This is a genomic window from Streptomyces sp. NPDC058955 (assembly GCF_042741435.1).
Classification (GTDB): Bacteria; Actinomycetota; Actinomycetes; order Streptomycetales; family Streptomycetaceae; genus Streptomyces.
On the sequence record NZ_JBHYKM010000018.1, the window covers coordinates 55,010 to 69,562 of the forward strand.

At 71.7% G+C, this 14,553-nt stretch carries 4 protein-coding genes; 2 read left to right on the forward strand and 2 right to left on the reverse strand.

Going from position 1 to position 14,553, the window contains the following annotated elements; all coding sequences use genetic code 11:
- Positions 1-56: 56 nt before the first annotated feature.
- A complete protein-coding gene (locus ACFW1I_RS10515) occupies positions 57-1,892 on the forward strand; it encodes a glycoside hydrolase family 15 protein (protein ID WP_384668428.1) in 1,836 nt (611 codons plus the stop codon).
- Positions 1,893-2,238: 346 nt separating this feature from the next.
- On the opposite strand, the gene ACFW1I_RS10520 is transcribed toward ACFW1I_RS10515, so the two are convergent.
- A complete protein-coding gene (locus tag ACFW1I_RS10520; RefSeq protein ID WP_384668430.1) occupies positions 2,239-2,514 on the reverse strand; it encodes a hypothetical protein in 276 nt (91 codons plus the stop codon).
- A complete protein-coding gene (locus tag ACFW1I_RS10525; RefSeq protein ID WP_384668432.1) occupies positions 2,514-9,815 on the reverse strand; it encodes a polymorphic toxin-type HINT domain-containing protein in 7,302 nt (2,433 codons plus the stop codon). Before ACFW1I_RS10525 ends, ACFW1I_RS10520 begins: the two co-directional genes overlap by 1 nt.
- Positions 9,816-10,125: 310 nt before the next feature.
- On the opposite strand from ACFW1I_RS10525, the gene ACFW1I_RS10530 reads away from it, so the two are divergent.
- Entirely contained in the window at positions 10,126-14,487 is a 4,362-nt protein-coding gene (locus ACFW1I_RS10530) for a ricin-type beta-trefoil lectin domain protein (protein WP_384668434.1), read from the forward strand.
- Positions 14,488-14,553 lie beyond the last annotated feature (66 nt).

A 14,553-nucleotide genomic window follows, 5' to 3' on the forward strand; every position in this document is an offset into this window, starting at 1 on the left:
GGCGGCGGCATCTCGTCGCGGGCGCGCGCCGGGGCGCGCTCGCCGATAGTGGAGGGGTGAAGCGCTATCCGCTCATCGCCGAGCACGGGCTGGTGGGCGACCTCCAGACGGCCGCGCTCATCTCCGACGAGGGCGTGGTCGACTGGTTCGCGGCGCCCCGCTTCGACTCGCCGGGGGTCTTCTCGGCGCTCCTCGACCACGACCGGGGCGGCTACTTCCGGCTCTCGGTCGACGGGCCGGACGTGACGGTCAAGCAGCTCTACTACCCGGACACGGCGATGCTCGTGACCCGGTTCATGTCGCCGGACGGGGTGGGCGAGCTGATGGACTGGATGCCGCCGGACCGCACCGGGCGGCCGACCGACCGGCACGCGCTGATGCGGGTGATGCGGTGCACGCGCGGCAGCGTCACCTTCACGCTGGAGTGCCGGCCGCGGTTCGGCTTCGGGCGGACCCCGCACGAGACCCGGGTCGACGGCCGCACGGCGGCCTTCCGCTCGGCCGCGATGGCGGGCTTCCTCCAGTCGAACGTGCCGTTGGAGCGGGACGGGCCGTACGACGTACGAGGGCGTCTGGAGCTGTCCGAGGGACAGGTCGCCGGGGCGTCGTTCACCCTGGACGGTCCCGAGGCGGAGCCGCCGCCGCTGCCGGACGTGACGGAGGTGGAAGCGGCGCTGTGGGACGCGGTGGACTTCTGGCAGCGGTGGGTGCGCACCGCGCGGTACCGGGGGCGCTGGCCCGACATGGTGCACCGCTCGGCGATCACGCTGAAGCTGCTGACGTACCTGCCGTCGGGGGCGCCGATCGCGGCGCCCACCCTGGGGCTGCCGGAGCAGGTGGGCGGCGAGCGGAACTGGGACTACCGCTACACCTGGGTGCGGGACGGCTCGCTGGCCGTACGGGCGCTGCTCGACCTGGGCTTCGCCGAGGAGGCGGCGGCGTTCACGGACTGGCTGACGGCGCGGGTGACCGAGCGGTCGCGGGGACCTTCGGGCGGGCGGCCGCTGCAGATCATGTACCGGGTGGACGGCGACCCGTCGCTCCCGGAGGAGATCCTCACGGAGTACGAGGGCTACCGGGGATCGGCGCCGGTGCGGGTCGGGAACGCCGCGGCGGACCAGCTCCAGCTCGACATCTTCGGCGAGTCGCTGTACGCGCTCGCGCAGGGCACCGGCCAGGACGTCCAGCCGACGTACGAGGGGTGGCGGGCGGTGTCGGGCATGCTCGACTGGCTCGCGGAGTCCTGGGACGCGCCCGACGAGGGCATCTGGGAGACCCGGGGCGGCCGGAAGGACTTCACCTTCAGCCGGGTGATGTCCTGGGTGGCCTTCGACCGGGGCCTGCGGCTGGCCGAGGAGTTCGGCCGCCCGGCGGCCCTGGACACCTGGCGGGCGGCCCGGGACGAGATCTTCTCGCAGGTCATGCGGCGCGGATGGAGCGACCGCCGCAAGGCGCTGACCCAGTACTTCGGCGGGGAGGTGCTGGACGCCTCCCTCCTGCTGATCCCCCGCACGGGCCTCCTCGGCCCCACGGACCCGCTGTGGCTGAGCACCCTCGACGCGATCGAGCGCGCCCTCGTCCGCGACAGCCTGGTCCACCGCTACGACCCCGGGGCCGCGCCCGACGGACTGCGCGGCGCGGAGGGCACGTTCAGCCTCTGCACCTTCCTGTACGTGGACGCGCTGGCCCGGGCCGGCCGGGTGCGGCAGGCCCGCTTCGCCTTCGAGAAGATGCTCACGTACGCCAACCATGTCGGCCTGTTCGCCGAGGAGATAGGCCCGACGGGCGAACAACTGGGCAACTTCCCCCAGGCGTTCACCCACCTCTCCCTGATCATGGCGGCGACGACGCTGGACGAGGCCCTGGACACGCTCGCGGCCCGTCCGGGGTAGGCGCCCCCCATGAGGCGGGACCGAACCGGCCGAAGCCCCACCAGCGGCAGCCGGTGGGGCTTCGGTTCGACGTCGACAGTCCGGCGCATCCACTTCCACGACCTCCGACACTCGACCGCCCCCTCCTCCTGGAACAAGGCGTCGACCTCGTCGTCATCAAGGAACTCCTCGGCCACGCCCGCGTCGGCGTCACCGCCGGGCCGACGACGACAACGACGACCCGCCCACCGCAGCCGTCGTCCGCTGACGTTGCCGTCAAAGCGCGCATGCCCACGACAACAAGGATCTCCGTTGCCGTGGGCATGCGCGCATAGAGATTCACGACAGAAACCCTACCGGACCATGATCACTGGAGTAGTGATCGCATCCTCTCGGCGATTTCTGCGGCTGCCGCTCTAACTTGCTCATCACTCAACGCACCCACCGGCGTATCAGAGTCGCCAGCATAGTGATCGTTGGCCACATAGAACAATTCGGTGGCGACCTCATACTGCTCATGCGACGGAAATCGCCCCGGGTAGTTCTTGTACAACGGAAGGCAGACTACCGAGAACTCGGCCGCCGAAATCCTTCCCTCTGCCACTGCTGTCGCGAGTGCCAAGAATGGCTCAAGCTTGGCCATCACAGCTTCCCTTGTTCAATGAGGTACCGGAACTGGTCCGATGTCGGATCCGATCTCCAGGCACCCAGCATCTGCCCGGATTCAATGTCGACCGATACATGACGTCCCGTATTGGTGTCCACGTAGTGCCGCGCCGCAGTTCCCCGATAAGTACCTGCGATTTGAAGGTTTCCCGGATTCCCGACGAAGCTCTTCAAGGCATTCACGAAAGCCTGCTTGGTGGCCTTGCTTTCCTTTCCGATGATCCCGAAGTCCTCTGCATGCTTGAAATGGTGAGGAATCTTGTTCGAATCGATCCAAATCGATCCACAGCCGGGGCCGTTGTTGTGAACGAGGACCGGCGTCTCGCCCGCGACCACATAGTACGTATGCAGCCCCGCCACCGTGAGGTCGTACGTGGTGGCTTCGCGGTGGTGGTCGCGGGTCGCGGTCACCTTGGCCGTGGTGCCGTCGGGGCGGCGGAGGTGGTCGCCGGGGCGGAGGGCGGTGGCGTCGACCCAGCGGGCTTCCGCGACGCTCCAGAAGGGGTGGTGCTCGGTGGTGGTGAGGGTGCGGGGGGCTTCGTTCGGCGGGCCCTCGATCGTCAGGTCCGTGAACTGCTTGTCGTCGCGGGTGACGATGACCGCGGTGACGGTCCGGTAGGAGGTCTCGCCCGTCTGCGGGTCGGTGGCGAGGACCTTGTCGCCGGTCTCGATGTCGGCGATCCGCTTCGTTCCGCCGCCCTCGACGCTCACCAGCGTGTCGGCGGTGAAGCTGTGCTTGTCGCGGAAGCACTGGGCGAGCGCGGAGAGGCCCGACGGCCCCCGGTTCGCGGCTCCGCCGGCCTTGCCCGGCCGGCCGCCCGGCGTTCTGCCGCCCATCGACGCGCCCACGTTGGCGCCGAACTTCTCCGACGGGGAGAGGCCGAACGGGGAGACATAGATGTTGCCGTTCGGGCTCTCGAAGATGTCGAGACCGGCGTAGCACTCGATGAAGAGGCACGGGTTCTCGTAGAAGAAGGCCGTCTCCTCCTCCGTGGCGCCGAACAGGTACATCTGGATCGCCGCGTACTGCACGGTCGAGGCGCCGTGGTTGTACTTCTGCATGACCCGGTTGATGTCGGCCGTGCTGGTGTTGCTGGAGTTGCGCACGATCTCGTGGTTGAACGACAGCTCCACCGCGTTCAGGAACGAGTTCATCGTCCGGTCCTGGAGCGTGGTGAGGCAGCTGTTGGTGTGGCGGCAGTCGTTCGGGGAGTAGCCCTTGCTGCCGCCGCCCGAGGTGACCGGCTGCGGGTCGCGGTAGCCGGGCTTGGAGCGGATGGTGTTGACGGCCTGCTGCGTCTGCTGGGCGTTGCCGCCGGCCGCGACGCCGGTGTCCTGGTCGTAGGAGATCAGGCCGCTGGGGTCACTCTGGTTGACCGGGTTGTTGTTGCTGTAGGCGTAGCCGTTCCACTGCTGCGGGTCCTCCGGGTTGAGCAGCGGGTCGGTGCTGATGAAACGGCCGCGGCCGGGGTCGTACTGCCGGGCGCCGAGGTTGGTCAGACCGGTGGTGTCGTCCTTGCTGCCGCCGACGAAGCCCTTGTCGCCCGCCCAGGACGGTGCGGGGGGCTGGGTGCCGCGCGGGGTGCCGAACGGGTCGGTGGCCCTGCGGGTGACGGCCTGGGTGCTGTCGAGTCCGATCTGGACGCTGCCGGTGCCGTGGTGGTCGGCCGACTGGACCAGGAGGGAGGTGCCGTTGACGGGGGTGCCGACCCGGGTGAGGGTGAGGCCGCCGGGCGCGGCGAAGGTGCGGACGTTGGAGAGCCGGTCGCCTTCGAGGGTGACCTGGTCGGTGGGCAGGTTGAGCGTGGTCCTGCCCTTGTTGTGGCGGATCAGCTGGTTGCCGTCCGCGTCGTAGACGTACGTGGTGTCCGCCTCGTCCCCGGTCCTGTCCAGGGCGTCGAGCTTGCCCTCGGTGTCCCAGGTGAGGTCGGTGGTGCCGGCCCGGTCGGTGATCGCGGTGGTGTTGCCGGTGGCGTCGTACTGGTAGCCGATGGCCTCGTCGGGGCTGCCGGGGGTGACGGTCGTGGAGGTCAGCAGGGCGTGCGGGCCTCCGGTGCCGCCGCCGGTGCCGCCGGCCGTCGTCTTCTGGTTGGGGCCGGTGGCGAAGGTCTGCGTCGTGACGACGTCCTTGGCGCTGTCGCCGGTGATGTCGTGCCGGGTCAGGCTGCGCCGGTTGCCGGTGGCGTCGTAGGCGTAGCTCTGCCAGTACGGGGACGGGCCGCCGACCGTGCGGGTGCCGGTCGGGGTCGTCGCCGGGCCGGTGGCGTTGACGCAGCTGCCGGTGCCGGGGACGTGGGCGGAGCTGCCGGTGCCGTGGACGGTGCCGGCCGAGTCGGTCCAGTCGGCCGTCGTCCGTACCCCGCCCGTGTCGGTCCAGGCGCGGGTGAGCCTGCCGAGGTGGTCGTAGGTGAAGCACTGGGCGTCGACGGCGGTCGCTTCCTGCCGGTCGGTGATCGAGGTGATCCGGCCGGAGGGCGTGTACGTGTAGCTGTACTGGTCGGTGGAGACCGTGCCGCCTTCCCGGTCGAGGAAGGAGGCGATGAGACGGCCGGTGGCCCAGTCGTACTGCTGGGTGGAGACGACCTGTGCGCCGAGTTCGCCGACCGTGGTGCGGACGGGACGGGACAGGGCGTCGTACTCCATGGCCGCGACGAGGTTCTCGTCCAGGCTCCTGCTGGTGGAGAGCAGGCCGTGGTTGTTGTAGGTGTAGCCGACGGTCTCCGCTGCCAGGTCGCCCGCGGCCGGCAGCGCCATCGTGAGGACGTCGCCGGTGATCGGGTGGTAGGTGTAGTTCGTGGTGTAGGTGCCCTGGAGCCTGCCTTCCTCGGCCGGGATGTCGACGGTGGTGCCGAGCGGGCGGTAGCCCTTGTCGTATCCGGTGACGCTCTTGGTGTAGGCGACGCCGTCGGCCCCGCCGACGTAGCGGACGGAGGCCACGGGGTGGCCCTTGGCGCCGGGCAGGGTGTCGTACGTCCACCGGGCCAGCATGTCGGCGGGCGCGACGCCGTCCTTGTACCGGGCCGTCATGCGGCCGAGGACGTCATAGGTGTGGACGAGCGTCCGGCCCTTCGCGTCGACCGTGCGCTCCACGTTGGAGTCGATGTCGTACGAGGTCCGGGTGGTGCCCGCGTCGGGGTCCTCCGCCGAGACCTTCCGTCCCCGCAGGTCGTAGCCGTACCGCCAGGTGTTGCCCGCGGAGTCGGTGTGCGAGGCGAGGAGTCCGCCGGGGGTGTACGCGTACCGGCTCACGTCGGCGTCCGACCGGGTGCCGGTGGCCGTGGTGGTGCGGTACTGCCAGTTCTCGGTCACCCGGCCGCGCGCGTCGGTGACGGTGGACACCGGCGCGGAGCCGGCGGGCGGGGTGACGTCGGTGCGGTCGGCGCCGGGGTAGGCGGTGGCGGTGGCCCACTGGGCGTTGCCGTACGAGCGGAACTCGGCGCGCACCACGCGGCCGACGCCGTCGTACTCCGTCCAGGTCTGCGCCGGGACCTGGGAGTCGTTGCCCGGCAGGAAGACGGTGGTGTCCGGGATCGAGGAGGCGTCGTAGTAGGGGGCGGAGGTCTTCACCTGCCAGCCGTGGGAGTCGTACACGGTGTCGGTGACGAGCCGGCCGGTGGCCCGCGAGGCGGGGGTCCACTGGGTCTGCCGCTCGCGTCCGAGGCCGTCGAGGAGCACGATCTGGGCGGCGTACGTCTTGCCGTCCTTGGCGAGCGTCTCGGTGGTGGTGGCCGAGGGTCCGGTGACGCCGTCGATGCGGTAGCCGAAGCGGGCCGTCGGGGAGAGCGTCGTGGAGCGCTCCGGGTTCCAGACCGCGGTGAGCCGTCCCAGGGCGTCGTACCGCATGGTGGTGACGCGCCCGTTGACGTCCGTGGTCGTCAGCGGCGTGGATCGCGCGGGATCCAGGGTGACGGTCTCCGTCCAGCCCTCGCCCATGGGGCCGGTGGTGCTCACCTTCACCGGGAGGGCGCCGGTCGCCGGGGTGTACGCGGTCGTCGTCGCGGCCGGCGTGACGGTCGGCGGCGTCAGCCGCGCCCCCGCCTCGTCGTAGGTGGAGCCGTCGGCGCGGGTGACCGTGAGGGCCCGGCCGTGGACGTCGAACGAGGTGCTGCCCACGTGGGCGTAGACCGGGGCTCCGCCGGACGTGTGGCGGTCGAGGACGAGCGAACCGGTGGGGGCGCCGCGCGTGCCGGCCTGCCCGAACGGCTTGCCGTCGAAGAGCGTGCGCGAGGCGTTGAGGGTGTTCTGCGCGGTCGCCGTGGTGTCGCAGCCGCCCTGGTGGGTCTTCTTCTCGGCGACGAGACCGGTGAGCGCGCCGTCCTCAGCGGTGGCGTACCGGACGGTGGTGCAGACGGTCGGGGTCGCGGCGGTGCCGTCACCGCGGTCCTCGACGGTGACGGAGCGGTTGGCGTGGTCCGGGTCGCTCTTCGTCACCTTGGACGTGGTGCGCCACGAGCCGTCGGCGAGGCGGTCCTTGGCGAGTTCGACGGATTCGGTCGAGCTGTAGCGCGCGACCAGGTCGGGCATGCCGCCGGACCGGGCGCGGGTCGCGGTGACCTTCTCGCCGCTCGTCCTGCGGCCGGTGACGCTCTGTACGACGTCCCGGTCGGCGCTCTCGAAGATCTCCGTGGCCAGCGGGGTGCCGGCGAGCCAGTCGCTGTCGGTGACCCCGGCCCCGTCGAGGGGGCTGGTGACGGAGACGTGCCGCCGGGTGCCGTCGGCCTTGACGTCGCCGTCCATGCCGCGCAGGAAGGTGGTGCGCTGACGGGTCCGGGGGGCCTCGCCGGGGTAGGCGCTGCCGGTGACGGTGTCGACGGTCGCGTAGCCGCGGAACTCGTCCCAGGTGCGGTACTTGGCGTCGGTGAACTCGGCGTCGTTGCGGTGCCAGGCAACATCGCCGTTGTAGGTGTACGCGGTGGTCTTCACCAACGAGCCGGTGACGGCGTCCTGTTCGCTGACGTGCGCGACGAGGTACGTGTGGAACCAGTCGAGGACGGGCTCGGTCGACGTCGAGCCGGGCAGGCGCCACTTGACCGGCATGCACGGCTTGGTGTTCGTGTCGGGCGAGGCCGGCATGACGCCCTTGACCCGCGAGCACACGGGGTCCGCGTAGCCGACGGTGATCTGGCCGCCGGTCTCGGTGCGGATCGTCTGGATCCGGGGCCGGTTGAAGGAGGGCTGGGCGGGCGTCATGCCGTCGACGCGGTTGGCGAGCAGACGCGGGGTGAAGGCGACCTCGGGCAGGGTGAGGGCGGAGATGCCGCTGCCCGCCTTGCGGGTGATGCCGGACAGCCAGAGGGCCGGTTTGGTGCCGTCGCCGGGGTTCGGGAAGTCGTGCCGCAGGGTCCAGGTGTCGACCGGGGTGAGGGCGGCGTCGACGCGCACCTCGGTGCTGATCGCGGAGAGGAGCTTGGTGGTGAAGAAGGAGGGCGAGGCGTTGGCGCAGGTTCCGGTGGTGCCGCAGAGCTGGTCGAGGGGCACGTCGGGCCAGGAGGACTGGTTCGCGGTGGTCCGCTGGTCCTCCGCGCAGGTGATCGCGCCGGAGGGCTTGCAGCGCTCCGCGACGGCGAAGCTCACGCGTGCGCCGGGCACCAGGGCGCCCTTGGCGGCGATCTGCTCCGAGAGCTGCCGGCCGTAGTCGATCCGCTGGACGTGGCCGCCGCGCTCGTACGGCTCCAGGACGCCGGCGCCGTTGGTCTGGCCCGCGCCCCGCTGGTAGCGGTTGGTCTCCTTGGCGTAGCGGTAGCTGACGAGGTTGCCGTACGGGTCGACGACGTGGTCGAGGTTCCAGCGCCAGCCCATGCGGCACCACGAGGCGGTCCCGGACGCGGCGGTGTGGCAGGGGTCGCCGGCGGCGGGGGCGTAGACGGGCACGCCCCAGGCGGACTCGGCGGAGGGGTCCGTGCCGTCGCCGCCGGGCAGGTGCTCGACGCCGAAGTAGTAGCGGAGGCCGTCGGCGGTGGTCACCTTCCAGTGCTCGCCGTCGTGCAGGCCGTTGGCCGCACCGGTGAGGCGTTCCACGCGGGTGCCGTCGTCGTTCTGGAGGCGCCAGACGCCGGTGTCGTCGTCGCGGACGAGGGTCCCGGAGTGGCCGGCGAGGTTGAGGACGGCGTTGTGGCCGCCCCAGCACAGGTCGCCGGAGTTCGGGATGCCGGCCTTGTCGCAGTCCTTGTAGGAACGCTCGATGAAGCCGGCGTCGTAGCCCCAGCCCTCGCCGACCCACGAAGACTGCGGGTTCTGCGCCGAGTTGCGGCCGTCGACGCCCGAGGAGTCGTAACCGAGCGCCACCGAGGGCGTCATGCCGCCGATCGCCGGCGGCACGTCGACGGGGTACGCGTAGGAGAATCCGCCCGCGTTGCCGCTGGCGCTCCAGCCGGACGAGGAGGTGAGCGGGGTCGCGGCGTACGAACCGGCGGTACCGGACGCGGTGTTCTCCACGGCCAGGACGGTGGCGGTGCCGGCGGTCCCGGCCGTGTCGGCCGTGAAGGAGGCCCGCTGGACGCCGCCGGTGGTGGCCGGGGCGGGGGCGGACGCCGGTGTCACGTCGGCGGTGAGGGTCCGGGCGCGCAGGTCGACCTCGGCGTCGACCTGGCGCCGGGTACGGCACTCGGCGCGGTCGGGGGTGGTGAGCGCGCAGGCCGGGAGGGCGACGAGCCGGGCCCGGTCGAGCCAGCCGCTCGCCCCCGCCGCCGCCAGGTCCACGGCGACGCGTATCCGCCGGTCGGACGGCGTGCCGCCCGGGGCCTTCCGGCCCTGCGGGGCGGATGCGGCGGGCCGCTCCGTCAGTCCCAGGACGGGGCCGGAGACGCCGAGCCTGCGGCCGACCGCCTGGTCGGCGAGGGTCACGTCGATCCGCCGTTCGCGGGGGGCCGCGCCGGAGGCGGGGGCCAGGGTGACCGGGAGGTTCCCGGCGCGGACGGGCCTGCCGCCGCCGGAGGCCGGGGAGGCCCCGCCGGTCGCGGTGCGGGCGGCGGAGGCCTCGGCCCCGTCGACACCGAGCTCGACGGTCGCGGAGCCCGGAAGCGCACGCGTCGCCTGCGGCTGCGGCACCCAGGACGCGGGCACCGGGTACGCGGGGCGGGGCAGTGCGGTGGGCCGGAGCGGTCCGCCCTCGACCGTCGGCGTGCCGGAGCCGAGCGCGGTGTAGGGCGGGACCCACACCTTCTCGGACGGCGGTCCCGCCGTCGCCGACGGCACGACCAGGAGTGCGGCCGCGGACACCAGTCCGGTGGCCAGTCCGACGATGCGTCTTCCGCGTGGCAGCAGACGGCGTGCGGACATGCGGGCATGCTGCGCCCTCATGACGAATCCCCCCGTTGTTCATTTCTCGGACCGTGCGCCCTCCCGGTGGAGGGCGAGACATGTCACCACGACCGGGCGCGACTGGCGGTGGCGGCAGGGCCGATGAAGCGCAAAGAAATGATCACGATCCGGAACCAGGCAGTGGAATTGCGGGAGTTGAGCGTCACAAGATCATTCAAAGAGCCTCATGACGGACATCGGCGTTTGACGTGACTGTCGGTGAGCCCGCAGGGTTCCGCATCGAACGCCTGTCCTTCGGGGCGGGCCAACGGGAGGAATCGAACTCACCATGCACCACAGCACCGTCCGGGCCTCCGGACGCCGTTCACCCGGGCTCCGAAGAGCCTGGTCGCCGCTGGCCGCCGTGGTCGTCGCGAGCGCCCTGACGCTCGCCGCCGTCCCGACCACCGCCGGCGCGGACGACGGCACCCTGCCCCAACAGCCCACGGGCGTCGGCGTGTCGGCGCCGCCGACGACGCCCGAGCAGAGGGCGGCCCTCGCCGCGCGCGCGGAGGCCAAGCGCACCGGCCGCGCCGTCGTCGTGGAAGCGCTCACCACCGAGCGCTCGCGCACGCTGGCGAACCCCGACGGAACCATGACGACCACGGACCACGCGCGGCCCGTCCGCACCAAGCGGGGCAAGGCGTGGGCCGATCTCGACACCACCCTGGTCAGGAACGCCGACGGCACGATCGGCCCCCGCGTCACCGCCAACTCCCTCACGGTGTCGGGCGGCGGCACGGGGCCGCTGGCCTCCATCGCGACCTCCGACGGCACCCGGCTCGACGTCACCGCGCCGTTCCCCCTGCCGGCCCCGACGCTCGACGGGGACACCGCCACGTACGCGGAGGTGTTGCCCGACGTCGATCTCCTGGTCACGGCACTGCCCGACGGCGGCTGGCGGGACGTCATCGTCGTCCGCACCGCCGCCGCGGCTGCCGACCCACGGCTGAAAAGGCTTCACTTCCCGGTCTTCGCCAAGGGGTTGAGCCTCGGCGCCGACGCCGACGGCAACCTCCGGGTCAAGGACGGCAAGGGCCGCACCCGGATGCACGCGCCGACCCCCTTCCAGTGGGACTCGGCCGCACCGGCCAGGAACTCCGCGGGGAAGGCCGCCTCCTCGGCGGCGAGGAGCACGGAACCGGCCGCCGGCCAGGTCTCCACCCCCGACATGCCCGGGGAGCGGGCCACCGTCGCCGAGGTCGGCATCCGGACCACGCCCGGCGGCTTCGACCTCGTCCCGGACGCCGCCACCCTCGGCAAGGGCCAGGGGCCCTGGTACATCGACCCGACCTTCAGCGCCGACAGCCAGGCCAACGGATCCGTCCAGGTCCAGGAGAACCATCCCGAGACCCAGAACTACAACGCCATCGGCGAACTCGGCACCGGATACTGCGGCTACAGCGACTGCACCGGATACGGCCGGTACCGCGCCTACTTCCGCATCGGCGTGAACCCGCTGCTCCACACCCAGCCGAGCGGGGCCCCGTACCCCCCGACGATCTACGGCTCGACCCTCCACGCCGAGGTCAAGACCGCGTCGAGCCCGAGCACCAACGTGCCGCTCGGCCTGTACTGGACCGGTCCGATCAACCAGTGGACCCGCTGGAACGCCCAGCCCTGCGGCACCGGCGGCCACATGCAGGGGTGCAGCAAGATCGGCGACTCCGACTGGATCACCGGCACCGGCCCCATCAGCTTCGACGTCTCCTGGCACATGCAGCGGGCGGCGGCCGAGAAGTGGGCCGACTTCACGGTGGCCATCGCCCCCGACAACGAGTACGAGAAGCTGTACCGCAAGCGCATCGCCAGCAACCCGCACATCGAGACGCACTACGACATCGCGCCCAGCGCCTGGAGCCCGCGCGTCACCCCGGCACCGGGTTTCGCCCGCACCAACACCTACGCCGGGTGCAACATCCCCGGGCAGGCACCGCAGGACGCCGGCTGGGTCGGCAACAACCAGAGCATCAGCCTGACGGCCGCCAACTGGTCGCCGCTCGGCTTCAACCTGTACACCGTCTTCAGCGTCATCGACGGCACCGACAACTCCCGGAGCCAGGACCTCGGCACCTGGAGCTCGGGCTGGAACCCCAACGGCGTGACGGTGTCCGCCGGTTCACTGACCGACGGACACTGGTACGGCTACCAGGCCACCGCCTACGACGCCTATCCCAGCGGCGGTCTGGCCTCTCCACCGACCGAGCGCTGCTTCTTCCGCGTCGACAAGACCTCGCCGTCCGTCGCCGTGACCTCGACGGACTTCCCGCCGTCCGGAACGCCGAACCCCACCCCGCGGAAGTACAGCCACGAGACGGGTTCCTTCACGATCACCGGCCAGGACCCGGCGCCTTCCACCGGCCCGAACCGCTCCGGCCTGGCCTGCTTCCGGATCAGCACCAGCCCGACCCCGGTCACCGGCTGGAAGTGCGGTGACCCCGGGACCAGGCTCGCCGACGGGGCCGGCCAGGCCACGTACGAGGCGGTGCCGGGCACCTGGGGCACGAACATGCTCTACGTCCAGGCCCAGGACAACGCCGGCAACTACAGCCAGCCCGCCGTCTACACCTACTACGCGCCGGCCAAGCCCGGCCTGCTGCCCGTCTTCGGCGACACCAACGGCGACCTGAGCGCCGACATCGTCCTGCCCGACGAGAAGGGCAACCTGCGGATCGTCGGCGGCAACACCGACCCGGACACGGCGGCCTCGGCCGGCGCGGCCGCGGCGCCCGGGAACGACCTCACGCACAAGACCACCTGGAACGACTACGACATCACCCACCGCGGCACCCTCGACCGGGGGAAACGGGTCGACCAGCTGATCGTCCACAACACCTCGCACGCCGACCTCAAGGAGGTCCTGTACCTCATCGAGAACGACGGGCACGGCAAGTTCGGCGAAGCGGCGTCCCGTCCCCTCGACCGGCCCACCGAGTGCAGCCTCACCCTCGGCGCGGCCCCCGAGACCTGCCCCGAGTCGTACAACCCCACCTGGTCCGACGTGACGCAGATCAGCGCCATCGGCACGCCCGAGGGCGAGATCACGCAGTCCGGCCAGAAGGTCACCGCCACCTCGGCGCTCACCGTCGAGAAGGGGGAGCTGTGGCTGCTGAGGCCCAGCACCTACTTCGCGGGCCAGTTCGGAACCGCCCAGCTCATCCCCCGCGTCGCTGCAGCGGCCGACTGGGACGGATACGAGCTGATCAATCCCGGCCCGGCCAACGGGCCCACGGTCACCGCAGCCGGTGAGGTGCGCCAGGCCACGGTCTGGGCCCGGCACCGCGCCTCCGGCACGATCCGCGCGTACCCGATCACCGGCGGCGCCACCCCCGACTACTCGGCGCTGACCGACCCCGCCGGGGGCAGGATCCTCCGGGAGAACGTCGACACCGCCGCGTACCCCGAGGTCGGCTCGGTCGGCGACCTCGACGGGGACGGCGCCGCCGACCTGTGGGCCCGTACCGCCACCGGCGAGATCACCGTCTTCCGCGGTGTCGCCGACACGGTCCCCGGCAAGGTCACGTCCCTCGCCTCCCCCACGGCCCAGGGCGACGCCCGGGGCGCCGTCACCCGGCTGCCCCTGACCGGATCCACCGCCGAGGGCCGGACCACGGACCTGGTCGGCCCCTCGACCACCGCGCCGCTCGGACTCCACCCGGGCGTGCTCAGCCCCTCGGGCGTGTCCTTCGTCGACGACACCGTCGACGGCCGCGCCACCAAGGTGGCGCGCTTCCAGCGCGACGCCGGCGACGGCCGGAACTCCGGCTCCCTCACCGCCGCGCCCGCGCCGACCACCACCGAGCAGGCGATCGACACGACGAAGTCCTTCACGATCTCGCTCTGGGCCAATCCGTCGGCCGACGACGGCGGGGTCGTCGCGAGCCAGGACGGCCGTCGGGCCAGCGGCTTCACCATCTGGCCCGACATGCACCAGAAGCGCTGGCGCTTCGCCATGGCCCGCTCCGACGACGACAGCTGGCCGTACGACCTGACCGACCTGGGCGGCTCCGCCGCCGCTGCCTTCCAGGTGGGCCGCTGGGACAAGCTCACCGCCAGCTACAACGCCGACAGCGGCCTGATGTCCCTGTACGTCAACGGGGTGCTCGCCGGCACCGGCATGCACACCACGAAGTCCGGGATCACCGGGCCCCTCGTCCTGGGCCGCTACCAGGAGGCCGGCGCGCCGGCCGCGTCGTTCACCGGGAAGATCAGCGACGTCACCGTCCAGGCGCGTCCGACCGATCCCTGGTCGGGGGCCTCCGGTCCGATCGCCTTCGCCCACGGAGGCAAGTGCGCCGACAACCACACCGGCAACACCAGCCCCTCCAATCCGATCGTGATCTGGGACTGCAACGGCTCGGCGCCGCAGCTCTGGAGCTACGACGCGGCGAAGAAGGCGCTCAAGGTGATGGGCGGTTGTCTCGACGTGACCGGTGGCGCCACGGCCAACGGGTCCAAGGTCGGGTACTACGAATGCAACGGCACCCCCGCCCAGCAGTTCATCCCCATGGCCGACGGTTCGATCCTCCATGTGCCCTCGGCCCGGTGCCTCGACCTGCCGTACGGCGACACGACCAACGGCAGCCGGCTGCAGATCCACGACTGCAACGGCACCCTGGCCCAGAAGTGGGCCGTCACGACCCGCGGTTGAGTCTCGGGCGCCGCCCCGCCGCGCCGCGGGGGGGGGCGCGCGCGGGCGCCCCCGGGGGGGGGGCTC